The 22,372-nt window shown below is 73.7% G+C and carries 21 protein-coding genes and 5 tRNA genes; 16 read left to right on the top strand and 10 right to left on the bottom strand.

Features of this window, described 5'->3' with window-relative positions:
* The first annotated feature begins 513 nt into the window (after positions 1 to 513).
* The 6 genes from NT8_RS28355 to NT8_RS05930 all read left to right on the top strand — a co-directional run bounded on the left by NT8_RS28355 (position 514) and on the right by NT8_RS05930 (position 6,272).
* Positions 514 to 1,740: a pentapeptide repeat-containing protein gene (locus NT8_RS28355; protein WP_245646049.1), complete on the top strand. Its 1,227-nt coding sequence runs from the start codon at positions 514 to 516 to the stop codon at positions 1,738 to 1,740.
* A 452-nt stretch (positions 1,741 to 2,192) separates the two neighbouring features.
* Complete coding sequence (locus tag NT8_RS29180; RefSeq protein ID WP_067965089.1) at positions 2,193 to 2,903, top strand: TRM11 family methyltransferase; 711 nt, start codon at positions 2,193 to 2,195, stop codon at positions 2,901 to 2,903.
* Positions 2,900 to 3,790, top strand: a complete 891-nt coding sequence (locus tag NT8_RS05915; protein ID WP_245646050.1) for a TRM11 family SAM-dependent methyltransferase — start codon at positions 2,900 to 2,902, stop codon at positions 3,788 to 3,790. Before NT8_RS29180 ends, NT8_RS05915 begins: the two co-directional genes overlap by 4 nt.
* Before the next feature lie 81 nt (positions 3,791 to 3,871).
* Positions 3,872 to 4,237: a hypothetical protein gene (locus tag NT8_RS05920; RefSeq protein ID WP_067965092.1), complete on the top strand. Its 366-nt coding sequence runs from the start codon at positions 3,872 to 3,874 to the stop codon at positions 4,235 to 4,237.
* A 322-nt stretch (positions 4,238 to 4,559) separates the two neighbouring features.
* Positions 4,560 to 4,793: a helix-turn-helix domain-containing protein gene (locus tag NT8_RS05925; RefSeq protein ID WP_217999079.1), complete on the top strand. Its 234-nt coding sequence runs from the start codon at positions 4,560 to 4,562 to the stop codon at positions 4,791 to 4,793.
* Between the two features lie 3 nt (positions 4,794 to 4,796).
* Positions 4,797 to 6,272 carry a tyrosine-type recombinase/integrase gene (locus NT8_RS05930; RefSeq protein WP_067965094.1) on the top strand — a complete coding sequence of 492 codons (1,476 nt, stop codon included), beginning with the start codon at positions 4,797 to 4,799 and terminating at the stop codon, positions 6,270 to 6,272.
* A gap of 337 nt (positions 6,273 to 6,609) precedes the next feature.
* Here NT8_RS05930 and NT8_RS05935 read toward each other — a convergent pair.
* Positions 6,610 to 6,685, bottom strand: a tRNA-Lys gene (locus tag NT8_RS05935).
* A gap of 174 nt (positions 6,686 to 6,859) precedes the next feature.
* On the opposite strand from NT8_RS05935, the gene NT8_RS05940 reads away from it, so the two are divergent.
* Positions 6,860 to 7,117, top strand: a complete 258-nt coding sequence (locus NT8_RS05940) for a PspC domain-containing protein (RefSeq protein ID WP_067965096.1) — start codon at positions 6,860 to 6,862, stop codon at positions 7,115 to 7,117.
* Between the two features lie 332 nt (positions 7,118 to 7,449).
* On the opposite strand, the gene NT8_RS05945 is transcribed toward NT8_RS05940, so the two are convergent.
* On the bottom strand, positions 7,450 to 8,889 hold the full coding sequence (locus NT8_RS05945) for an MFS transporter (RefSeq protein WP_369406288.1): 1,440 nt from the start codon (positions 8,887 to 8,889) through the stop codon (positions 7,450 to 7,452).
* A 223-nt stretch (positions 8,890 to 9,112) separates the two neighbouring features.
* A complete protein-coding gene (locus tag NT8_RS05950) occupies positions 9,113 to 9,457 on the bottom strand; it encodes a metallopeptidase family protein (RefSeq protein ID WP_067965098.1) in 345 nt (114 codons plus the stop codon).
* 144 nt (positions 9,458 to 9,601) lie between these two features.
* Here NT8_RS05950 and NT8_RS05955 point away from each other — a divergent pair, with 144 nt between their 5' ends.
* The 4 genes from NT8_RS05955 to NT8_RS05970 all read left to right on the top strand — a co-directional run bounded on the left by NT8_RS05955 (position 9,602) and on the right by NT8_RS05970 (position 11,603).
* Positions 9,602 to 11,149: a metallophosphoesterase family protein gene (locus tag NT8_RS05955; protein ID WP_067965100.1), complete on the top strand. Its 1,548-nt coding sequence runs from the start codon at positions 9,602 to 9,604 to the stop codon at positions 11,147 to 11,149.
* 98 nt (positions 11,150 to 11,247) lie between these two features.
* Positions 11,248 to 11,320: transfer RNA gene (locus NT8_RS05960), tRNA-Glu, on the top strand.
* A 107-nt stretch (positions 11,321 to 11,427) separates the two neighbouring features.
* Positions 11,428 to 11,502 (top strand) — tRNA-Asp (locus tag NT8_RS05965).
* A gap of 27 nt (positions 11,503 to 11,529) precedes the next feature.
* A tRNA-Phe gene (locus NT8_RS05970) sits at positions 11,530 to 11,603 on the top strand.
* A 101-nt stretch (positions 11,604 to 11,704) separates the two neighbouring features.
* Here the strand turns inward: NT8_RS05970 and NT8_RS05975 are convergent.
* Positions 11,705 to 12,697 (bottom strand): LysR family transcriptional regulator, encoded by a 993-nt coding sequence (locus NT8_RS05975; RefSeq protein ID WP_084468673.1) that lies wholly within the window; start codon positions 12,695 to 12,697, stop codon positions 11,705 to 11,707.
* A gap of 102 nt (positions 12,698 to 12,799) precedes the next feature.
* Here NT8_RS05975 and NT8_RS05980 point away from each other — a divergent pair, with 102 nt between their 5' ends.
* Together NT8_RS05980 and NT8_RS05985 are read left to right on the top strand one after the other, a co-directional pair.
* Positions 12,800 to 14,029: an MFS transporter gene (locus NT8_RS05980; RefSeq protein WP_084468681.1), complete on the top strand. Its 1,230-nt coding sequence runs from the start codon at positions 12,800 to 12,802 to the stop codon at positions 14,027 to 14,029.
* A 319-nt stretch (positions 14,030 to 14,348) separates the two neighbouring features.
* Complete coding sequence (locus NT8_RS05985) at positions 14,349 to 14,606, top strand: hypothetical protein (RefSeq protein ID WP_067965103.1); 258 nt, start codon at positions 14,349 to 14,351, stop codon at positions 14,604 to 14,606.
* Between the two features lie 123 nt (positions 14,607 to 14,729).
* Here NT8_RS05985 and NT8_RS05990 read toward each other — a convergent pair whose 3' ends face one another.
* Positions 14,730 to 15,569, bottom strand: coding sequence for an alpha/beta fold hydrolase (locus tag NT8_RS05990; protein ID WP_067965105.1), 840 nt, complete (start codon positions 15,567 to 15,569; stop codon positions 14,730 to 14,732).
* Between the two features lie 70 nt (positions 15,570 to 15,639).
* On the opposite strand from NT8_RS05990, the gene NT8_RS05995 reads away from it, so the two are divergent.
* The gene (locus NT8_RS05995) at positions 15,640 to 16,593 is read left to right on the top strand and encodes a helix-turn-helix domain-containing protein (protein ID WP_084468674.1); all 954 of its coding nucleotides are present in this window, start codon (positions 15,640 to 15,642) and stop codon (positions 16,591 to 16,593) included.
* Positions 16,594 to 16,636: 43 nt separating this feature from the next.
* Here NT8_RS05995 and NT8_RS31210 read toward each other — a convergent pair whose 3' ends face one another.
* The 5 genes from NT8_RS31210 to NT8_RS06020 form a co-directional block, all read right to left on the bottom strand.
* The gene (locus NT8_RS31210; protein ID WP_067965112.1) at positions 16,637 to 18,124 is read right to left on the bottom strand and encodes a pyridoxal phosphate-dependent decarboxylase family protein; all 1,488 of its coding nucleotides are present in this window, start codon (positions 18,122 to 18,124) and stop codon (positions 16,637 to 16,639) included.
* 201 nt (positions 18,125 to 18,325) lie between these two features.
* The gene (locus tag NT8_RS06005) at positions 18,326 to 18,649 is read right to left on the bottom strand and encodes an ANTAR domain-containing protein (protein ID WP_067965114.1); all 324 of its coding nucleotides are present in this window, start codon (positions 18,647 to 18,649) and stop codon (positions 18,326 to 18,328) included.
* Between the two features lie 268 nt (positions 18,650 to 18,917).
* Positions 18,918 to 19,646 carry a DUF6882 domain-containing protein gene (locus NT8_RS06010; RefSeq protein WP_067965116.1) on the bottom strand — a complete coding sequence of 243 codons (729 nt, stop codon included), beginning with the start codon at positions 19,644 to 19,646 and terminating at the stop codon, positions 18,918 to 18,920.
* Between the two features lie 138 nt (positions 19,647 to 19,784).
* On the bottom strand, positions 19,785 to 20,195 hold the full coding sequence (locus NT8_RS06015; protein ID WP_067965118.1) for a hypothetical protein: 411 nt from the start codon (positions 20,193 to 20,195) through the stop codon (positions 19,785 to 19,787).
* Between the two features lie 11 nt (positions 20,196 to 20,206).
* Positions 20,207 to 21,550: a C2 family cysteine protease gene (locus NT8_RS06020; RefSeq protein WP_067965120.1), complete on the bottom strand. Its 1,344-nt coding sequence runs from the start codon at positions 21,548 to 21,550 to the stop codon at positions 20,207 to 20,209.
* A gap of 217 nt (positions 21,551 to 21,767) precedes the next feature.
* On the opposite strand from NT8_RS06020, the gene NT8_RS06025 reads away from it, so the two are divergent.
* On the top strand, positions 21,768 to 22,121 hold the full coding sequence (locus NT8_RS06025) for a DUF1918 domain-containing protein (protein WP_084468675.1): 354 nt from the start codon (positions 21,768 to 21,770) through the stop codon (positions 22,119 to 22,121).
* A gap of 163 nt (positions 22,122 to 22,284) precedes the next feature.
* Positions 22,285 to 22,359 (top strand) — tRNA-Asp (locus tag NT8_RS06030).
* The last annotated feature ends 13 nt before the right edge of the window (positions 22,360 to 22,372 follow it).

Here is a 22,372-nt window from a genome sequence, read left to right on the forward strand (position 1 = left end):
TCGGGCCGCACATCCACGGCCCGCCACAAGCGCTTGCTGATGGCGCGCACGAACGTTTCGAGATATTCCGCGGCCACCGAGCGAGGGCCTGGCACGCTATCGACGTCAGCGTTCTCGAGGGCATCCCGGTCGTCGTTAAGAATGGGTTAGGGCGCATGATGTGATCGGTCGAAGCGAGTCAAACGCTCCCGCGTTATCATACCCGGTCGCGACCTCCCGGTTATGCTTGGGCACGTCCCAAATCTGATCGGCGGTGGATGCTTCTTCGAGCAAGACTCTCTGGCTCTCGAACTGATTCTTCGCTCACGACGGTGGCCGGCCACCCGGAAAAGCTCTAACGTGACGTCTATGCGTTCGCTAAGTGCTCGCCAGTGGACCGGAATCGCACTCGTCGTTGTAGTTCTCCCCGTGCTCACCGTAACCAGTTGGCCTTTGGCTTCTCTTCTGTGGGATATGCGTCCACAGAGCTGGCCTGCGGCTCGCATCCTCCACGGGATAGCCCTAGGGGCGGTGGTGCTGATCGCAGTCGGATTGATTAGAGGGGCTCGACTGTTGTGGCTGATCACAGCAGCTTGGATGGTGGCTAGCGCCGCAGTGGTCGCGATGATATTCGTAGTTTGGCTCTTCCTGGGCTCTCCCGAGCTGGCGATCACTACCCGACTCTCGCCTGCGAACGTAGACGCGATCGCCACCCGCGCATTCGCTGTCGTTGCCGGGCTCGGCGGTGTGGCGCTGCTGGTCATCGCCTACCGGCGTCAACGCACGACCGAAAACGGTGAGCAGCGCGAGGTCACTCGGCTCTTCACTGAGCGTTTCACCACTGCGGTCAGCCAGCTCGGAGAAGACCAGCCCGCGATACGGCTCGGAGGCGTGCATGCTTTGGCCCATTTGGCCGATGATGCCCCCGAGGGCCGTGAGGACCTGGTGCAGATGGTCATTGACGTACTCTGCGCCTACCTACGCATGCCATCGGCACCCGCCCCCAGCCCTCCGCCCAAGAATGCCAGCAAGGTGCAGCGCGAAGAACATCGCGTTCGGGAACTCGAATTCGTAGCTTTCCGAGAGGTTCGGCACACCATCATCCGTGTCATTCGTGACCATCTGCGCAGAGGCTCCCGTTGGCAAGGGATGGATTACGATTTTACTGGCGCTATATTCGATGGGGCTAACTTGTCTCGTTCCGTATTCTCCAGTGGGCAAATGCTTTTCGATAATGCTTCGTTCTCGAGTGGAAAAATCGACTTCAGTGACGCTGTGTTCTGTGGCGGGAGAGTCTCCTTCAATGGTACCGAAATATCCGATGGGCGTGTTACCTTCAGAGGGGCTGAGTTTACCGACGGTTGGGTGTCCTTCGGGGCCACCGGGTTCGTTGGTGGGGAGGTGGATTTCAATGGTTCCGTTTTCTCCGGCGGAAGGGTTACGTTCAGGGAATCGCGGTTCGCTGGTGGGAAAGTCGATTTTGATGGCGCTTCGTTTCGTGGGGGTTGGGCGTCCTTCAGTGGTGCTGTGTTCTCGGGTGGTCGGGTCTCCTTCGGCGGCGCCCATTTCACCGGAGGGTGGGTGTCCTTCTATCGCACCAAGTTCTCCGGGGCCAAGATCGACTTCTCGCGTGCGTTCGGCGTTTGTCCTGCCGGGCTGATCGAGGCCAGCAGAAAGGCGCCCGATGAAACGGTGTCCCTACTCAATACATGGCAGGCTGCATCAGCTCGACCAAACATAAAATCGCGTGGTGAAGATTGAGAAAATCTGCCGCCCCACGAGCCATCAGTCAAGGAGGTGTAGCCGTCCGGCCCGACACGGTTGTCCCGCCGCGTGCGTCGACTCCGCTGGACGCCTAGACGTTCGCTACCGCGCTGAATCGGCCGCTGAAGCGGATGGTGACTAGGCAGAGGACGCCGGACACCCGAGGGCTGGTCACTGGCGATTGGATGCGCGCCAACGCTGGCCATGTCACCTGGCTGACGGCGCTGGTTCACGTCCGAGAGATTCCCGGCTGGGCATCGCGTCGCATTAGGGGACGGCGAGGGCTTCATAGGGGGTGTCGGGGCGAGGAGCAGTGGGCGGGCACATGATGCATGGCGCGTTCGCAGCAGGTGCACTCCATTGGTGGGGGAGCCGCAGGTACGCCGTTGGCGGTGTGGCCGTGTGCCCCGGCCGGCGGGGTGCGGGGGGGTCGGGGCCACGAGCGGGAGATGTCGGCGGAGCTGGTGCGGCGGGTGGTCACCGCGTTCAGTCCTCCGGCGGGTCGGGTGGCCGTTGTGGGGTGCGGTCGGGGTGTGCCGGTGGCGCAGGGGGCGCTGCTGGGGCGGTCAGTGGTCGGGGTGGACGCCGATCCGAATCGGGTGCGTCGTGCCGTCCGCTACGCCGAGGCGGTGCTGTCCGAGGAGCAGTGCGCCCGGGTGCGGGTCGTGCGGGAGGAAGCGCGCAACCTCGACCGGGTGTGCGCGGACTGGAGCGGACGGGCCGACCTCGTCCTGTTCGATGTCCCTCCACCCATCGGTGGAGAGCCGAAGTGCCGCCGTGATCTGCCGGCGGGTGACCTCCGCCTTCTCGACGGGCCGGCCTTCGCGGTGGCGCTGGAGGAGGCGTTCGCGGCGGTGGCCCGGCTGCTGCGGCCGGGCGGCTACATGGCCGTGGTGTGCCGTCGCGGAGTTCCCCGGCCACGGCCGTTGGACCGGGTGGCGAGCTGCGTTCGCCGCGCCTCTGCCGCCGGTCTGGTCTACGTCCAGCATGTGATCGCGTTGGCGGTGCCGATCCGCGGAGACCGGCTCGCCGCCGACCAGGTGCCGTCGCGGGTGCTGAACGCGTCGCACGCTGCTGCCGCGGCAACCCTCGTCAGTCCCGTCCACGACGACGTGTGCGTGTTCACCCGGCCGGAGGTCGTCCGGGAGGTGGGCTTGTGAAGCGTTCACCGCGTATGCCGTCGGTGTGGGCGACGGGGCAGGTCCAGGCCAAGGGGCAGCGGACGGGCCGGTATTCGCGGTTGTCGCTGGAGCACCCGGCGAAGATGCTGCCCGCCATCGCCCGCCACGCGATCCGTGTCTTCACCGAGCCGGGTGACCTGGTGCTGGACCCGATGTGCGGCATCGGTACAACCCTGGTCGAGGCGGTCCACCTCGGTCGGGAAGCGGTCGGTATCGAGCTGGAGGCCAAGTGGGCCTCGATCGCCCGCATCAACCTGGGCGTGGCCGCGGTCCAGGGCGCGGAGGGGACGGGCGAGGTCCACATCGGGGACGCCGCCCGCGTGGCCGGGCAGATCGCGCCAGCGGTTTCGTCGGCCGCGTCGCTGCTGCTGACCTCGCCTCCCTACGGGGCGATGACCCACGGTCTGGTGCGCACCCGGCGCGACGGCGCGGCCAAGGTCGCCAAGTGGTCGCACCGCTACAACCGGGACAAGGACAGGGCCAACTTGGCCTATCAGAGGCCCGAGGAACTGCTGGCGTCGTTCACCACGATCCTCGCCGAGTGCCGGCCGTTGCTGAAGCCCGGTGCCCACGTCGTGATCACGGCGAGGCCGTTCCGCGTCAAGGGCGAGCTGGTCGACTTCCCTGCCCGCGTGGCCCGAGCTGTTGAGGTGGCGGGGTTGGTCCCAGTGGGTCGGTGCGTGGCCCTGCTGTGCGCTCTGCGCGATGGCGGCGTGGTCTCGCGCACGTCGTTCTTCCAGGCGGTCGAGACCCGCCGGTTGCGGGACGCGGGGACGGCTGCCCACGTGATCCAGCACGAGGACGTGCTCATCTTCCAGAACCCGCCGCTGTCCCCTGTCCCGGCGCTGCTGGCGGTGGCGGCATGAGTCCCGCCTCTGCCCCGCCCGACCTGCTGCGGACGACCGACACCGTTGTGTGGTTCGCCTCGACTCTTGGAGTGCTGACCTGTGACCACCGCTGATGCCCAGGCCCGCGCCGGGTTCACTCGTGATCTTCGTTCGCTCGCCGACTTCCTCGACGCCCACACCGACCTCCCCGTCGGCGCCTTCTCCTGCTTCGACGTCGTGTACTTCCCCTCGGGGACTGATGAAGCCCAGTTCGAGGAGGTCGAGCGCGTGGCCGGCCTGCTCGCCGCCCTGCCGCAGCGCGAGGGCGAGCACTACGTGTGCCAGCACCGCATCGGCCGGGCCGCCTACCGGGTGGTCGCGATCCCGGAGGAGACGCGGGCACGCCACCGGGCGCTGATGAGCTACGCCGACAACCTCCGACCCGAACGGCCTGCGAACCGCCTCACGCGAGGGAAGGAGGCGTAGGTGCCCGCGAACGCCATGGTGGAAACCGGCCCCCTCCCGCGCGCCAGGCGACGCCCGTGCGCGGCGGGTGCGCACGGGGTGGGCGGTGGCGGCGTCGACCTCGGAGCGCGCTGTGCGAGGCGGGGGCCGGGGGAGCGAGGTTCTTCACCCGTCCGCTGGGTTTTTCCGCGAATCCGCTTGTGTCCTCGGGCGGAGTGGAGCGTCCATGTCGTCGGCCCCGCGACCGCGGGGGGCGGACGACGGGATCGATCGCGGGGCGCGGCCCCGGGACGGCGCAGCAAGGCAAGGGGGCGCGGTGAAGCCGGACGTGACCATGGCGCAGATGCGCCGTTTGCCCGTGGTGCTGGACCCGGTGACGGCCGGGCGCCTTCTGGGCATCGGCCGCACCAGCGTCTACCGGTTGCTGGAGGCGGGGGAGTTCCCCGCCCCGGCGTTCAAGGTCGGCAGGCAGTGGCGCATCCCCACCTCGGGGCTGTGCCGTCTGCTGGGCATGGACCCCGCGCTGATGCACGGCGACGACCCCGTTCGGCCGTCTGCGACCGACCCACAGGGATGATCGATGGCCAACACCGAAGGCTCCACCTTCAAGCGCTGCGGGTGCCGCAGCGCCGACAAGCCGCTCGGGGCGGCCTGCCCCCGGTTGAAGCGCCGCAACGGCACCTGGAGCCCCACCCACGGCGCGTGGGGGTACCAGGTCGAGCTGCCCCGCACCGCCGAGGGGCGGCGCCGGCAGGCCCGGCGCACCGGGCTGGCCTCCCAGCAGGAGGCGCTGGAGGGTGCCGATCACGTCAAGGACCTGCTGGCCCTGGCCGAGGACGACGAGGGCAGTGCGGTGCGCATCGCCGACGCCGTCCAGGCCGCCCTCAAAGCGCGCGCCCCGCTGCCGTCCCTGGAAGAAGCCCGGCGCCGGTTCGGCGCCGGTGTGCAGACCCGGGAGGTGATCCCGACGGTCGTGGCGTGGCTGGAGGAGTGGCTGGCAGCCAAGGCGGACCTGGCGGCGGGCACGCGGCGCTCCTACCTCGGCCACATCACCAACCACCTCGTCCCGGTGATCGGCCACATCCGCCTCGACCGGCTGCGGGTGGGCCACGTCCAGGCGGTGTTCGACGCGATCGAGGAGCGCAACGACCACATCCGCCGCTGCCGAGACTCCGACGACCCCGAGATGCGGGCGTCGGTACGGGGCATGCGGCTCATCTCCGTGGCGACCAGGCACCGCATCCGCGCCACCCTGCGCAGCGCGCTGAACGAGGCGATCTCGCGCCCGGACCTGCCGATCCAGGTCAACGCCGCCTCGCATGTGAAGCTGCCGTCCTGCCCCCGGGTGCGCCCGGTGGTGTGGACGCCGGACCGGGTGCAGCAGTACCGGGCCACGGGGGAGGTCCCGTCGGCGGTGATGGTGTGGACGCCGGAGCAGACCGCGGTGTTCCTGCGGCGGGCGCGCCGCGACCGGCTCTATGCCATGTTCCACCTGATCGCGATGAAGGGCCTGCGGCGGGGCGAGGCGGTGGGGCTGCCCTGGCCCCAGACCCGGCTGGGGGACCGGGCCATCGACGTCCGCTTCCAATCGGTCCAGCTCGGGTGGGAGGTCATCACCTCGGCGCCGAAGAGCCTGGCGGGGCAGCGCACCATCACCTTGGACGCCGGCACCGCGCAGGTCCTGAGGACCTGGCGGACGAAACAGAATGAGGAGCGGTTGGCGGCGGGACAGGACTGGCAGGACACGGGGCTGGTGTTCACCCACGCCGACGGGTCGGCGCTGCATCCGGCGTGGGTGACCGATCTGTTCCACCGGATCGCGGCGGAGGCGGGGTTGCCGCCGATCGGGTTGCACGGGCTGCGCCATGGGGCGGCGTCACTGAGTCTGGCGGCGGGGGTGGACGTGAAGGTGGTCTCGGCCGAGCTGGGTCATGCCACGACGCATTTCACCCAGGACACCTACCAGAGCGTGTTCCCGGAGGTGGCGCGGGCGGCGGCGGAGGCCACGGCCGCGCTGGTGCCGCTGAAGGCGGGAGGTCGGCGTAGGGCCGGGTAGGCGAGGGTCTTCGCGCACGGGGGCGGGGTGGTTCGGTGGGGCGGGGCGCCATGGGCGGCCGCCCCGCCGGGCCTTGGGGCGGGCTGCCGTTGATCGTCGGCCCCCGCCGGGCGTTGGTGCGGCTCCTGCCGGGTGTTTTGCCACGGGGTGCGGGTCCGGGGCGGGCCGGTAGGGGAACGGCGGGGGCAGGCCGTTTGGCGGGGCCGACGAGGTGGGGGCGCAGGGGCGTTGAACAGCCCGGGCGACTGAGGGCGGACCATGGAGCACACGCGGAGCACACGCGGGAGCGGGGCGTGGTCCGGTTTGTGGGGTGCATGTCGTCTGACCTGCGAGTTTGTGGTGGCCCCCCAGGGGATCGAACCCTGAACCCGCGGATTAAAAGTCCGCTGCTCTGCCGGTTGAGCTAAGGGGCCCTGCGCGCTTACCACACATCGTGCCAGGCGCGCTCGGGTAAGCCTAACGGGTTTTCGGGGGCGGTGCGGCATCCTGGCGGAGACCGGGGAGGCAGGGTGGTCAGGGTCGGGTCAGGGGTCGGCCAGGGGGGTTCCCGATGGGAGGAACACGGCTGAGCGGGCAGGCTGGAGGACATGAACGAGAACCTCGGCAAGAAGACCCTGCGGCGCAGCGACCGCCACCGGATGCTCACCGGCGTCTGCGGCGGAATCGGCGAGTACGTGGGGATCGACGCGAACCTGGTGCGGCTGGCCTTCGCCGTCTTCACCCTCCTCGGCGGCAGCGGGGTGCTGCTGTACGTCATCGCGTGGCTGGTGATGCCGGAGGCGTCGGGGACGTCGGTGCTGGAGCACCTCATCCGGAACTTCCAGGGCAAGAAGTCGAGCTACTGATGTGGTCCCTCAGGGCCCGGCCCGGGTACGCGCCGAAGGCGTTCCGGCGGGCGGAGGCGGCGGCTCCGGCGGCGGAGCGCGAGACGGCGGGCGCCGGCGCCGGGAACGCCGACGGGGAGCCGAACGGATCGGCTCCCCGCGGTGAGGGCGGCACCGGGCGCTAGCGCCCCGGCGCGGTGTTCGGTTGGTGCCTGACGCCCTGTGGACGTGGGGCGGTGCGCTGTCGGACGGTTTCCGGTCGGCGGGTGACCGCCGCGCCTCCTGCGGCTCCCCGGGCGTGGGGCCGATGGTGAGCGGGTGTGGCCGTTCGGCGGTCCGCCTGCGGGACCCGGTCAGTCGTCCTGGGGGGTTCGGGGGTCCGGGGGTGCCGGGGGGTCGGGTGGGGCTTCGGGCAGGGGGGTGTCGGAGGCGGGGGCGTCGGTCGGTGCCTGCATGGCCGCGATCGTGCCCTCGGACAGCCGCGCCCACGGGATGGCGAGGGCCAGCGCGCCGAGAACGCCCAGGGCCCCGGCCCCGGTGACGACCGGGATGGGCCCGAGGATCTCGGTGAGCAGGCTGGCCAGGGCGATGCCCACACCCTGGGCCGCCTGGAGGCCGGCCGCCACCAGGCCGAACGCGAGCCCGCGCCCCTCGGCCGGTACGCACAGCACGAACGCGGCGTTGGCGACGAACTGGTACGAGGCCATCATCCCGGAGAACACCAGCAGCAGCACCATGGCCCACAGCGGGGGCTCCAGGAGCCACGCCAGCAGGGGCAGGGAGGCCGCCACGGCCATCGGGCCGAGGAGGCGCATGCGGGTGTCGGGGTTGATGAGCCGGGTCAGGACGAACCCGCCGATGACGGCGCCCAGCGCCGACCCCGCCATGATCATCCCGGCCGCCATGGGCCCGCCGTCGACCCGGTCGGCCAGCGGGTTGGCGAGCCCGTAGGGGACCATGTAGAAGCCGGCCAGCCAGGCGAGCAGGCCGAGGGTCCGCAGCCGGGAGTCGCCGAACACCAGGCGGGTGCCGTCGCGGGTGACCCGCCACAGCGAGGGGCGGGAGTCGCCCTCGTCGCGCGGCGCCGGGCGGGAGCGCACGCCGAGGAAGATGATGGTGGCCGACAGCAGGAAGGTCAGCCCGTTGTACATGACGGCGGGGTTGGGCCCGACCACGGCGACCACCCAGCCGCCCGCCACCAGCCCGACGAGGCTCCCCACCTGCGAGGTGAGGTTGATGATGGCCGACCCGGCGATGTAGCGCTCGCCCTGCACGATCTCGGTCATGAGCGCGGCCCGGGCCGCGCCGAAGGGCACCATGGGCAGGATCGAGCAGAACAGCAGCGCCCAGATGGCCCACAGCGGCAGCCCCGGGATGCCGATGCCGACGACGAGCGCCGCCCGGCAGACGTCGCTGGCGATGATGACGCGGCGGCGGGGGAAGAGGTCGGCGAGCCCCGACAGCAGGGGCCCGGCGATGATCTGCGGCAGGAAGGTCAGCGCCATGGTGATGCCGGCCGCGAGCGCGGACGCGGTCTGCTGGTACACCAGCACCGCGACGGCGATGCTCAGCAGGTAGTTGCCGGTCATGGACAGCGCATGGGCGAGCCACAGGGCCTGGAACTCGCGGACGCGGATGACGTCGCGGTAACTGCGGCGCCAGTCGTTCTCGGGGGCGGGCGGGCCCGGTGGGCCGTCGTCGCCGGTGGCGGGGGCGTCGGCGAGGGGGCCGGCGGTTCCGGGCTCGTGTGCGGGGGCGTCGGTCTTGCGGCTGCCCGCAGAAGGTGTACCCACCCGGCGACTCCCTTACTGGTTCGCGGAGTGTCACTCTCGGTTGTTATTCGATGACCTAACGTTCCCGACGATGGTGGTACTTGGCAAGCGGTTTACCGAAATTCGTGTCTGATTCGTTGCAGATGTTCTGCATAAGCGGAGAATCCCGCGCCAGTGCCAGGTCAGCGGATGTGGTGGGTGATCGGGTGAAATGTCGGGCGGCGGTGCTCCTTCCGCATTCCGCTCATCCCCAACCGAGCTCGTGCAGGCGCTCGTCGCCGATTCCGAAATGGTGCGCGATCTCGTGTACGACGGTGATCCGCACCTCCTCGACGACCTCCTCCTCGGTGTCGCAGATCGCGCGGATCTCCCGCCAGTAGATGAGGATGCGGTCGGGCAGCACGCCCGCGTACCCGTCGCCCCGCTCGGTCAGCGGGATGCCCTCGTAGAGTCCGAGCAGCCCGGGTTCCGGCGGGTCCTCCGCGACGGTGATCACGACGTTGTCCATGACGGCGGTCAACTCCGGGGGAATGGAGTCGAGCGCGTCTCCGACCAGTTCCTCGAAGCGCGTACGCGAGATATCCACCACGCCTCGTATTGTCCGCCGTGCCGGTCGGCCGCGCACGCCCGCCCCCGTTGCGGATGGTGTCCCGGCGCGGATTACGGGCAGGTGCCGAGCGCGCCACGTTGGCGCCGACGCCGCCGGGGGCATGATGGGAGGGTGTTGTCTCGCATGAGAGCCGCACCGCCCTTCGACCTGCGCCGGGCCGCCGTCCGCCTCTCCCGGGTGCGCCGCGGCCGGGCGTGGCGGATCGGGGCGGTCGCCGTCGCGGCCCTCCTCGGCGGCTGGGTGGGGCTGGCGCTCGGCGGCCAGGTCACCACCCCGGTCGGCCCGGCCGACGTCCGCTTCACCGTGAGCCCGAGCTGGACCGGCGAGACCGTGCTCGACGTCGCCCCGCTGGGCCGCCTGGAGTTCGACACGCACGCCGCCCCGCTGCGGTTCGAGGCGGCCATCGCCGAGATCCGGCTGTCGGCGGCCGAGGAGATGTTCGAGAACCCCGAGGCGATCGACCGCATGGCGGCGAGCATCGGCACCGAGCTGCGCGACGGCGTGGTGCGGCTCTTCGCGCAGGCCGCGGGGGCGGCGGTGCTGGGCGCGGTGCTCGCGGCGCTGCTGGTGTTCCGCGACTGGCGGCGCTCGCTGTGGAGCGGGCTGACGGCGCTGCTCACGTTCGCCGCCGCCGGCGGGCTGGCGGCGTGGACGTTCAACCCCAGCGCCATCGCCGAGCCGCGCTACAGCGGGCTGCTCGCGGGCGCCCCGCAGGTCGTCGGCAGCGCCGAGGACGTCGTCAACCGGTTCTCCGAGTACCGCGAGCAGCTGGCCGGGCTGGTCGGCAACGTGTCGCAGCTGTACGAGGCGACGTCGACCCTGCCCGTATACGAGGACGACGGCTCCACGATCCGGGTGCTGCACGTGTCCGACATCCACCTCAACCCGGCGGCCTGGAGCGTCATCCGCTCGCTCCAGGAGCAGTTCCGGGTTGATTTGATCGTGGACTCCGGCGACCTCACCGACCGGGGCAGCGCCGCCGAGGACGTGTTCGCCGACGACATCGCCCGGCTGGACGTCCCCTATGTGTGGGTGCGCGGCAACCACGACTCCATGGGCACCCAGCGCGCCGTCGAGGCGCAGCCGAACGCGGTGGTGCTGGACGACGAGGTCGAGGAGGTCGGCGGCATCGTCTTCTACGGGGCCGGCGACCCCCGGTTCACCCCCGACAAGGCGCGCGACAACCCCGGCGCCGACGAGGTCGCCGCCCTCGGCGCCGAGCAGGCCGAGGGCCTGGCCGACGCCGGAACCGAGGTGGACGTCGCCATCCTGCACGACCCGGTGCAGGCGCGGGCGTTCCTGGGCGAGGTGCCGCTGGTCCTGTCCGGCCACGGGCACTCCCGCTACGCCGAACTCGACGCCACGGGCACGCGCTCCATCGTCCAGGGCTCGACCGGCGGCGCCGGCCTGCGCGGGCTCGACCGAGGGGACGACCGGCCGACGCCCTACGAGGCGTCGGTGCTGTACTTCGACGCGGAGACCAAGCGGCTCCAGGCGTGGGACGACGTCACCCTCGGCGGGATCGGGCTGACCTCGGCGCAGATCGAGCGGCACATCGAGCCCGACCCGCAGCGCGACATCACCCCCGCCTCGCCGTCCCCGACCACGCCCGCCCCGACCTCCCCCGGGCGGTCGTCGGCGCCGCCCCCCTCAGCGGACGCCGCCGAGTGACCGGCTTATCGCTTTGGCACTGGCCCCACATCTCCCCTATGCTGGTGCCGTCCCCGACGGCAGGCGAAGCGGGAAGTGGCGACTCGTTCGTCGTCGAGGCCCCCATCGTCTAGTGGCCTAGGACGCCGCCCTTTCAAGGCGGTAACGCCGGTTCGAATCCGGTTGGGGGTACGCTCCGGTCCGAGCACTGCCGAACGTCTGGCAGAATAAGGGCACGGAACAGCGCGGTGCCGACCACCCGAGCGATCGGGTGCGACGCAAGGTGCACAACTGAACAAGGTCCTGTGGAGCAGTTAGGAGTGCTCGCCACCCTGTCAAGGTGGAGGCCGCGGGTTCAAATCCCGTCAGGACCGCCTCCCGTACCCACGCGGTGCGATCGAGGCCAGGTAGCTCAGTCGGTACGAGCGTCCGCCTGAAAAGCGGAAGGTCGGCGGTTCGACCCCGCCCCTGGCCACTCGGTATGACCAGCGAGAAAGCCCGGAGCCATCACGGCCCCGGGCTTTTTTGGCGTCGGTGGTGACGGCAACGGTGCGGCGGCGCCGGTCCCCGGGGTGGTCACGGGCGCGCGGCCTCCAGGCGCGGGGCCACGCCCGTCGGCGGGGTCCGCCGCTCCGCTGCGGGCCGGGGCGCGTCCCCGCCCGTCCGCGCCTCGGCGGGGCCCAGCGTCTCCACGACCACGGCCTGGAAGGCCCGGACCATCGCCGTCTCGGCGGCCGTGGGCCACACCAGGGCCAGCGCCGAGGCCGTCATCCCGTCGACCGGCACGTACACCACGTCGTCCCGCCGGTGGTAGTCCGCCGTGGGCCGGCACACCAGCATGGCCCCGGCCCCCGCCGCCACCAGGGTGAGCCCCTCCTGGAGGGTCTTCACCGGCTCGGTGTGTCCGATCGGCCGCCCCAGCGGGGTGCGGTCGGGCGCGTGGTCGGCGCGCCAGTACGCCGGGGCGGGCTCCGCGAACGGCACCAGCGCCACCCGCGCCAGGTCCTCCGCGTCGACCCCGGCCCGCCGGGCGAACGGGTGGCCGGCGGCGACCGCCAGCATCCGCTGCCGCCGCGAGAACGTCGCGCCCAGCGTGAGCCCGTCCTCGGCCACCGGCAGCAGCACGGTCGCGGCGTCGACCTCGCCCCGGTCCAGGGCGCCGAACGGGTCCGACAGCGGCAGCTCGACGACGGAGACGCGGCACCCCGGGTGGCGCTCGTGGAACAGCGCGATGGCGGCGGTCATGTGCCGGTACACCGTGCCCTGGAAGCCCACGCGCAGCACGCCCGCCACCTCGCGCGCGGCGGAGCGGGTGCGTTCGACGGCGGCCCGCACCGCCGCGTAGGCGGGCGCGAGCCCGGCGTGGAGGTCGGCGCCCAGCGGGGTGAGGCGGACGCGGCGGCTGGTGCGGTCGACCAGGCGGGCGCCGATGCGCCGCTCCAGCGCGCGCAGGAGCTGGCTCACGCGGCTCTGCGAGACCAGAAGCCGTTCGGCCGTTCGGCCGAAGTGCAGTTCCTCGGCCAGGACCAGGAAGCACTCCAGTTCCCGGCTCTCCACGCTCGACGCCATGGCCGCCTCCACCTCCGCCGAACGGGATCGATGAGCCCAGCTTATGGAACGGGGAGGACTTCGCCGTTGTCCGGGGCCGGTCGGACCGGTTCGCTGGGGGACATGTCGAACCCGATCCCAGCCACGTCCCCGGACCCGGCGTCCCCCGATCCCGCGGCGCGGCCCGCGCCCGAGCCGGTCCCCGTGCGGGGGTGGCTCGCGGCGGCCGTGGTCGCCCTGGGCACCTTCACCGTCGTCACCGCCGAGATGATGCCGGTGGGCCTGCTGACCCCGATGGGCGGCGCCCTCGGCGTCTCCCCGGGCACGGCCGGGCTCACGCTGACCATCACCGGTTTCGTCGCCGCGGTGGCCGCGCCGCCGGCCACCCTGGTCGCCGGACGGTTGGACCGGCGCACCGTCCTGGTGCTGACGAGCGTGATGCTGGCCGCGGCCAACCTGGTCGCGGCGGCGGCGCCCGGCTTCGCGGTGATGGTCGCGGCGCGCGTGCTGGTGGGGGTCGCCATGGGCTTCCTGTGGACGTTCGCCGTGGGGGTCGCGCCGCGCCTGGTCCCGGCGCACGCCGCCGCGAAGGCGACCGCGATCGTGTTCAGCGGGGTCGCGGTGGCGTCGGTGCTGGGGGTGCCGCTGGGGACGTTCCTGAGCGGGCTCGCGGGCTGGCGGGCGGCGTTCGCCGCCGTCGCGGGGCTGGCGCTGGTCACGGCGGCCGCGATGGCGCTCCTGCTGCCCCGGCTCCCCGCCGAGGGCCCCGTGCGGGTCGGCGGGGTCCTGGGCACGCTGCGCGTCCCAGCGGTGCGGGCGGGCCTGGCGCTCACGGCGCTGCTGGTCGCCGGGCACTTCGCCGCCTACACCTACGTCCGGCCGGCCCTGGAGCAGGCGCTGGGCGCGGGCGCCGCCCTCATCGGCGCGCTGCTGCTGGTGTACGGGGTGGCGGGCGTGGTCGGCAACTTCACCGCGGGGGCGCTCGTGGGGCGCGGCCCCCGCCGCGTGCTCGTGGCCATCGGCGCGGTGCTGGCCGTGGTCATGCCCCTGGTGCCGCTCCTCGGCGCCACGGGCGTCGGAGCGGTGGTGGTGATGGTCGTGTGGGGCCTGGCGTACGGCGGGGTGTCGGTGAGCACGACGTCCTGGACCACGACGGCGGCCGGGCCGGCGCGTGAGGCGGCGTCGGGCCTGCTGGTGGGCGTCTTCAACGCGGCCATCGGCGGCGGCGCCCTGATGGGCGGCGCGGTGGTGAACGCGGTGAGCCCGGCGGGGGCGATGCTCCTCGGCGGCGGACTGGCGCTGGCCGCGCTGGCGACGGCCCTCCTCGCCCGGTCCCCGGGACGGCAGGCCTGACGGGGCCGAAGGGGCTCGCGCGGTGCGGAACGCCCGTTGTGCGGGACGCCGACCGCCGCGTTGCGCCGGGCACGGTCCCGGACACCTCGACCCGCGCCGGGGAAGCGGGGGCGGGTGACTCCGCCGGGTCCGGGCCCTCCTGCCGCGTGGAGGGCCGGTGGTCCCGCCCCCGCCCCCGGCCACGCGGTACGGCCGGCGAGAAGGCGCTGGGCCCCGGCGGCCTCGGGCCTTCCCGGCGGCGGTGGTGGTGGTGACGACGGCGGCGGCGCACCGGGTGGGCGGCGTTATGATCTTCCGCATTCCACGACAGGGGGAAGCCATGCCCAAGAAGATCAAGCCCCAGGATCTGTCGCCCGATCTCCGGAAGATCCACGACGAGGCCGCGGCCAAGCGCGGGGCAGCGGCCGCCGACGCGGCCGTCCAGCGCGTCAACTCATACTCCGGCATCATCGAGAACGCGGACCTCGCCAAGGCCGTCGCCGAGACCGCCGACCAGGCGGTGAACGCCCAGTACCGGCGGTCCGAGACGGCGTCCCAGCCGGAGCAGCCGAAGCGGCGCGGCTTCGGGCGCAGGTAGCGCGGGCCCTCTCCGGAGGGCGGTGCCCCCTCGATCCACCGCCGTGCGCCGACCGGGGGCGTCCCCGCCCCCGGGCCGCCCGGGCACGGCGGGTGCCTCCGGGCGCGCAGTGCCCGGCGGCGGTCACCCGGCGAAGAACCGGGCCAGGGCGTCGGCGATGCGGTCGGGGGCGTTCTCCGTGGGGATGTGGTCCGCGCCGGGGATGCGCACCAGCGTGGTCTCCGGGACCTCCGCGGCGAACCGCTCGGCGTACTCCACCTTCTCGAAGGCGTCGTCCTCGCCCCAGACCAGCAGCTTGGGCACCGCGGATCGCCGCAGCGCGGGGACGAGGTCCCGGGTGTGGCGGCTGTCGGCCGCAGCCGCCAGCGCCAGCCAGGAGCGCTGGACCCGCGGATCGGTCCACGGGTCCGCGTAGTCGGCGATCAGCTCCTCCGTCGCGGCCCCCGCCAGAGCCGACGCCACGGCCCGGCGGCGGGCCGCGAGCAGGTCGCCGCCGGTCGCGGCCGCGGCGACCTCCGGGTCCCCGAACCGGGCCACGTGCGGCGCCGGCCAGGAGTCGTAGAGGACCGAGTTGACCAGGGCCAGCCGGTCCACCTCCAGCCGGCCGTGGACGAGCAGGTGCTGCGCGACGGCGCCGCCGATGTCGTGGCCCGCAACGGGAACCGGCCCGGAGAGCCCCAGCGCGGCCGCGAACCGGTCCACCCACTCCGCGAGGGCCGGGACCGCGGCCGTCTCCGGGGTGAGCTCGCCGCCCGAGCGCCCCAGCCCGGGGAGGTCGACGGCGAGGGGCCGCAGCCCCGCCGCCGCGAGGCGGCCCACCACCGGAAGCCACACCCGGCTCCAGTACGTCCCGTGCAGCAGGAGCACCGGCGGGCCGCCCCGCCCGGCGGTCAGGTAGCTCGCCGCCTCACCGCCGACCCGGACCGAGGTCCGCCGCACGCCCGTCTCCGTCGTCTGTGCCATGGCACCACTGTGCCCGCGTCCCGCCGCGCGGCCGAGAGTCGGAAAAGACATCCCTGGGTACGTTCCTGCCATGCGCCGTCATCGGGTGGTGGCCCTGCTCACCCCGCCCCAGTCCCCGTTCGAACTCGCCTGCGCCGCCGAGGTCTTCGGCACGGTCCGGCCGGACGTGCCGACCCGCTACGACTTCCGGGTCTGCGCCGAGCGACCCGGCCCACTGCCGACCACCACCGGCTTCGCGGTCGTCGCCGACGCGGGCCTGGAGGCCCTGCGCGAGGCGGACACCGTCGTCGTGCCCGGCCGGCAGCCGCCCGACGCGCCGGTACCGCCGGCCGTCACCGAGGAGCTGCGGGCCGCCCACCGGCGCGGGGCGCGGATCGCCGCCATCTGCACCGGGGCGTTCGTCCTCGCCCGGGCCGGGCTGCTCGGCGGCCGCCGGGCGACCACGCACTGGCGCCACACCGCCCGGCTGGCGGCCGCCTTCCCCGAGGTGCGGGTGGACCCCGACGTGCTCTACGTCGACCACGGCGACGTGGCGACCAGCGCCGGGACCGGCGCGGGCATCGACCTGTGCCTGCACCTGGTGCGCTCCGACCACGGCGCCGCGTACGCCGCCCAGGTCGCCCGGAACATGGTGCTGCCGCCGCACCGGGAGGGCGGCCAGCTCCAGTACGCCGCCCGGCCCACCCCCGCCCGCGCCGACGACTCCCTGGCGCCGCTGCTGGAGTGGGCCGCCGACCGGCTCGACTCCCCGCTGACCGTCGGTCGGCTCGCCGGGCGCGCCGGGCTGTCGGGCCGGACGCTCGCCCGGCGGTTCACCGAACAGCTCGGGACCAGCCCGGGGCGGTGGCTGCTCGACCGGCGGCTCGACGCGGCCCGGGTCCTGCTGGAGCAGACCCGCCTGCCGGTGGAGGCCGTCGCCCAGCGGGTGGGCCTCGTCTCGGCGGTCAACCTGCGCCGCCGCTTCCGGACCCACCTCGGCACCACCCCCGGCGCCTACCGGCGGGACTTCGGCGAGACCCGGTAGGGGCCCGGGCCGGGGCCGTTCCGGTGGTCGTGCCGCCCCGGCCTCAGGGCCCGAGGGCGCGGTGGGCGGCGCGGATGGCGTCGGCGGCGGCCTCGGCCTCGGCGGGGCCGGTGCGCCAGCTGCAGACCGACAGGCGGACGGCGCCGCGCCCCCGCCATCGGGTGCGGGTGACCCAGACGGCGCCCCCGGTGTTGAGGCGGTCGACGAGGCGCCGGGTGCGGTCGTCGTCGCCGACACGGAGGAGGACCTGGTTCAGGCGCACCGGGGCCAGCAGCTCGATCCCGGGTTCGCCGGCCAGCGCCCGCGCGAGCCCCTGGGCGGCGTCGACGTTCCGCTCGACCAGGGCGGCCAGCCCCGCGCGGCCGAGGTGGTGCAGCACCGCCCAGAGGGTGATGGCGCGCGAGCGCTGGGAGAACTCCACCCGCCGGTCGACCTGGTCGCCGCCGGGGGCCGCGCCCCGGACGGGCGCCGGGGCCGCGGGGCCGTCCGCACCGCCCGCGACGGCCGGGGCGGCGTCCCCGGCGGGGGCGGCCGGGCCCGTGCCGCCGCCGGGGTGGACGTAGTCGGCGTGGACGGCGACGGCGCGGTGGAAGGCGTCGGGGCGGGCGCACAGCGCGAGCCCGCAGTCGTACGGGGTGTTCAGCCACTTGTGGCCGTCGCACGACCAGGAGTCGGCCAGGGCGACGCCGTCCAGCAGCGGGCGCAGCCGGGGGGAGGCCGCCGCCCACAGCCCGAACGCGCCGTCGAGGTGCAGCCAGCCGCCGCGGGCGCGGACCACCTCGGCCAGCCGGGGCAGCGGGTCGACCGAGCCGGTGTTGGTCGAGCCGACCTCGCCGCAGACGATGAGGCCGCCCTCGGCCCGGTCGGCCAGCCGCGCCAGGTGGCGCGCGTCCATCCGCCCCTCGCCGTCGGCGCGCACGCGGTGGACCTGTCCGCCGAGCCCGAGCAGGCGCAGGCAGCGCAGCACCGAGACGTGGGTCTCGCGGCCGACGAGGACGGTGAGCGGCGGCGCGCCCCGCATGCCCTGCTCGCGCACCGACCACCCGGCGCGGCGGAGCTGGTCGTCGCGGGCGGCGGCCAGGCAGACCAGGTTGGCCGTGGTGCACCCGGAGGTCAGTCCCATGACGGTGCCCGGCGGAAGGCCGAGCAGGTCGACCAGCCACCGCGCGCACACGTCCTCGGCGGTCGCGGCGAGTGGGCTGGCGTCCGGTGTCGCGGCGCACTGGTCCCACAGGCTGGTCAGCCAGTCGGCGGCGACGCCCACGGGCAGCGCCCCGCCGATGACGTAGCCGAAGCTGTGCGCACCGCCGGTGTCGACGGTGCCCGCCTCGCCGGCGCGGATCAGCCGCCGCACGGTCGCCGCCGCGTCGGCGCCGGCCTCCGGGACCGGGCCGCCCAGCAGGTCCGCGAGCAGGCCCGGGGCGGCCGCCGCCACCGGGCGCGGGCGGCGGGTGGACGCCCGCGCGTACCGCGCGACCAGGTCGAGCACGCCGAGGGCGTCACCGGCCGGGTCGGGGGAGCGGTTCTCCATACGTCGGGCGCCTTCCTCCGCACGCAGGGCTCGGCCCGCTCGGGTGCGCGGGCCCGGACCGGCGCGGACGGGGCGCGGGGCCCGGGCCGCCGCACCGATGGTCACTCAGCGTAGTGGATGTGCGGCGGGCGGTGGTCCGTCACGGCGGAGCGGGGGACGCGGCCCGACCCCGGACGGGCCGCAGCCGGACGGGGCGGCCGGTCAGGGGGTGCGGCGGCGGGTGGGGAGGCGGAGGGCGCGCCGGGCGGCGTCGGTGGCGGGGGCGGAACCGGCGGCGACGTCACGCATGGCGGCGGCCAGGGTTCGGACCTTGGTGTTGGTGTCCTGCGAGACGCGGACCAGCACCCGCCAGGCGGTGTCGGCGTCGACCTGGCGGACGAGCATCACCATGCCGATGGCGCGGTCGATGTCGGCGCGGGAGTCGAGCGCCTGCTCCAGGCGGGAGGCGTGCGCGCGCAGTGTGTCGAGTTCGTGGAGGGACGCCGTGATCGGCTCGCGCGCCCCGCCCGTCCCACGTGCGGCCATGGTCCGAGCCTACGCCGGACGCCGCGCCGCGCGGGGGGAGTGGCGGGAAACCGCCCTGGTGGTGAGGGCGGGCGGCCCGGGCGGCGGGGGGTCCGGCCGCCCCGGCCGCCCCGGTCGGTGCCGGAACGGCCGGCGCGGTCCCGTGCCGCCGGTCGGCCCGGGCCGTGCCGTCTCCGGTCGGGCCGTGGGCGGGGAGGGCCGGCGCGGTGGCCGCCGCGCGCCCCGGCCGCCCCGAGCGGGGCCGCTCGGGGCGGCCGGGGCGCCGAGGTCAGTGGTGGCCGGAGTCGGTCGGGGAGAGCGAGCCCTTGATGCCCGCGACGCGGCCGTAGCCGTCGAAGGAGATCCGGGCGGACAGTCCGGGCCCGGTCAGGGACAGGCCGCCGTCGGGGTCCCACTCCGCGCCGAGGCCGCGGCCGTGGGCGTAGGCGCCGATGGTGCGCCGCCAGTCGGTCGGGCGGAGTTCGGCCACGCTCTGCTGGAGGACGCGCATGACGCGGGTCGGCTCTGGCGGCGGCAGGCGGAACTCGGGGTGCTCCAGGAGGAACGCGGCGCGGGTGCCCCCGCCGGCGTCCCCGGTGTAGGACGTCCAGCGCCCGGTCACCGCCTTGGCGGCCTCCACGAACACCCCCGCGACGTGGTTGGGGTCCTGGGGGTCGCCCGGGAGGGCGGAGAAGGGCACCTCGGGCTCGGTGAGTTCGGCGATGCCGTGCTGCCGGCCGAAGTCGCGCACCGCCGCCGACAGGGCGGTGACCTCCGGCGGGAAACCGGAGGGGTTGGCCCACGCCCACAGCCACGACCGCGGTCCGGGGGCGGCGCTGCCCAGCAGGTGGAGCCGCTCGCACTCCAGCGACCGCTCACCGGAGAAGGTGAACCGCTGCTGCTGGAGGTCGACGTTCCAGTTGTGCCGGCCGACCACCTCGGCGAGGTGGATCTGGTGTTCGAGGGAGAGGAGCGCGGCGTCGTCGAGGAGGGCCGCGAGGGTGGGAGTGGGATGCACGCGTGGATGCTAGTGCTGGCCGGTGATTTGCGTCTATTCGGACATGCGGCCCAGGGAGCGCATGGCGGGTGGAGTCGGGCGCGGGGCGCCGGGCTCCACCCCTACCCGCCCGCCCGTGCGGCGGCGGGGCGGGCGGGGTCATGAGCCGGCCGGCCGCAGGGTGAGGGTGACCGTGTAGGGGTGCTCGTCGGCGGAGATCGCGTCGACCGTGGCCTCGTAGTCGCCCACCGGCTGGGTGTGCCCGACCGGCCCGCTGACGACGACGGTGTCGAGGCCGTCGCCCTCGAAGTGCACCTCGGCGCCGTCGGCGGTGATGCCGTACACCGACGCGGTCAGGCCGCTGTCGCCGAACGGGCCGCGCGTGCCCTCGGCGAGCCGGTGGGTGAGGGCCCCGGACTCGGTGGGGGAGGGGTCGGGAGGCATGCCCGGCTCCATTCCGATGGTCGAGGAGGGCGTCGGCGCGGGCGGGTCGCCGCCGCCGTCGCCGCAGCCGGTCAAGGCGAGGACGAGTACCGCCGCTCCGGCGGCCCCGGTGGTCCACACGCGCATGGGCGTTCCTCTCAGTCGCGGAGGGGCATGCTCTGGATACCGCTGAAGTTGCCGGCGATCTCGTCGTAGCGGACGGTGCGCCGCAGGGCGTCGCCGCCCCAGGGATTGTAGAGATCGACGGTCCCGGCCTCGGCGTCGACGTCGGTGACCACGTAGAAGTGGAAGGCGGTCAGCCTGTCGCCGGGGTCGACGTCGTCGCCGTACCGGCTGCCGTCGGCCTCGTCGGCCGGGGGCGTCAGGAAGGCCATGCCCTCGCCGCGGTCGTCCATGGCCTGCAGCTCCTCGATGCTGAGCGCGTCGGGGGCGTGCGAGGTGGCCTCCTCGCCGGTGAGGATCTCCAGCCCGCGCTGGACGGAGTCGACCTCCAGGTGCTGGTAGCCGCCCTCGCGCTCGGCGAGGGCCTTCTCCATGATCGCCGGCCAGAGTTCCGGGGGGTCTCCGGCGGCGTCGGCGAACACCGGGCTGCTCCCGTTGAGCGGCAGGTCGGGCGAGACCGTGACGGAGTCGCCGGTGTCGGGGAAGGTGACCGTGAACGAGCCGTTGGGGTTCTGCCGGATCATGTCGCGGATGGCCTGGGGGTCGTGTTCGGCCAGGATGCCGAGCGAGGCCATGTACCAGCAGTCGGAGAGCTGCTGCTGGTGGATGTCCGACAGCGAGATGTCGTCGCGGTAGAGCACGGCGTCGGGAACGGGGCCGTACTCGGCGCTGTGCGTCGACGTGTTGGCGACCTCGTCGAACGCCGGGGAGAAGTACGGCGGCTCCATGCCCTGCATCCGGCGGACGATGTCGAGCGACGCGTTGGCCAGGATGTGCTGCTGGATCATGTGGGTGAACGGCTCCTGCCCGCCGGGGAGCCCGGCGAGTTCGGCGAGCTGCTCGTCGCTGAGAGGGCCGAGGAGCGCGGTCAGCTCGGCCGGGTTGAGCTCTTGGAGCGCCTCGTACACGTCGAGCCGGTCGGGCTTGCCGCCGAACCAGCTCTCCCAGAACGAGGGGTCGCGGAGGAACTCGTCGAGGAGTTCGTGGGCGGAGTCGACGTCGTCCTGGTCGACCTGGCCGGGCGGCCGGGGCGCGTCGGTCCCGCTGGGGGCGCCGGTGGGCCCGGGGTCGCCGGGGGTGTCCTCCTGGGGGGCCGCCGCGCCCTCGCCGGGGCTCGCGTCGGGCGCGGGGCCGGCCGGGTCGGCGCAGTCGCCGCCGGAGACCTCGCACACGGCCGAGGCGAGCAGGGTGGCGACGCGGTCGCCGGCGCCGGTGGCGAGGACCACGGCGGCGATCGCCGCCACCAGGAGGACGACGGCGGCGTACTCGGTGAAGCCGGCTCCGGAGTCGCGGGTGCGCGGCGGTGGGTGAAGGGACACCGGGGGGCTCCGTTCGAGGGGAGGCGGTGGCCTACGGGGGATGTGCCCGCGCGGGGGTGGTGCCACGTCCGACGGGTGTGGCCGGTGCGGGCCATTGCCGGACCACCAATGTACTCAGTGTGTTTGATCTGTGACAGGCAGTTATGAAAGGTGTGGACGGGGGAGGAGGGGAGTGCCGGGTCGGGGGGACCGGCCCGGGAGAGGGAGGGAGAACCGGATGGACTTGCGTGGATTCGCCGTCGCGGGGATGGCCGCGGCGGCCGTGCTGGCCACGGCCGGGTTCGCCGACGCGGACGTGACCGCCGCGCCCGGGGACCGGATCGAGTGTGCATCGGTCCTGGGCGGGGAGACCCGCGTGGGCGAGGTCGCCGCAACGGGCGGCGAGGGCGGTACCGAGCCGTTCCTGGTGCAGTGGGACGACGGCACCCGCTCCGTGGTGGAGGACGCCGACAACTGCTTCGTGCTGCCGGCGGAGGCCCCGGCCGAACCCGCTCCGGCGGCCGAGGCCCCGGCCGAGCCCGCGGCCGAGCCGGCTCCGGCGGACGCGCCCGCTCCGGTCGGCGGCGCCTGAGGCGCGTCCGGCGCGGGGCGGTCGGCGCGCCCCGCGCCGGACCGGGCGCGGTCGGGCGCGGCCGGTTCCGGGGAACGCCCGAGGGCCGGGCACCGATGGCGCGAACCGCTCGGCGGAGCCGCTACAGTTGGTGCAGCGGAGAACGCCGAAGGCGTCCGCACCAGGTCCTGTGGAGCAGTTAGGAGTGCTCGCCACCCTGTCAAGGTGGAGGCCGCGGGTTCAAATCCCGTCAGGACCGCCGTACCGCCCGG

The organism is Nocardiopsis trehalosi NBRC 14201 (assembly GCF_001552555.1).
In the GTDB taxonomy this organism is placed as follows: domain Bacteria; phylum Actinomycetota; class Actinomycetes; order Streptosporangiales; family Streptosporangiaceae; genus Nocardiopsis_B; species Nocardiopsis_B trehalosi.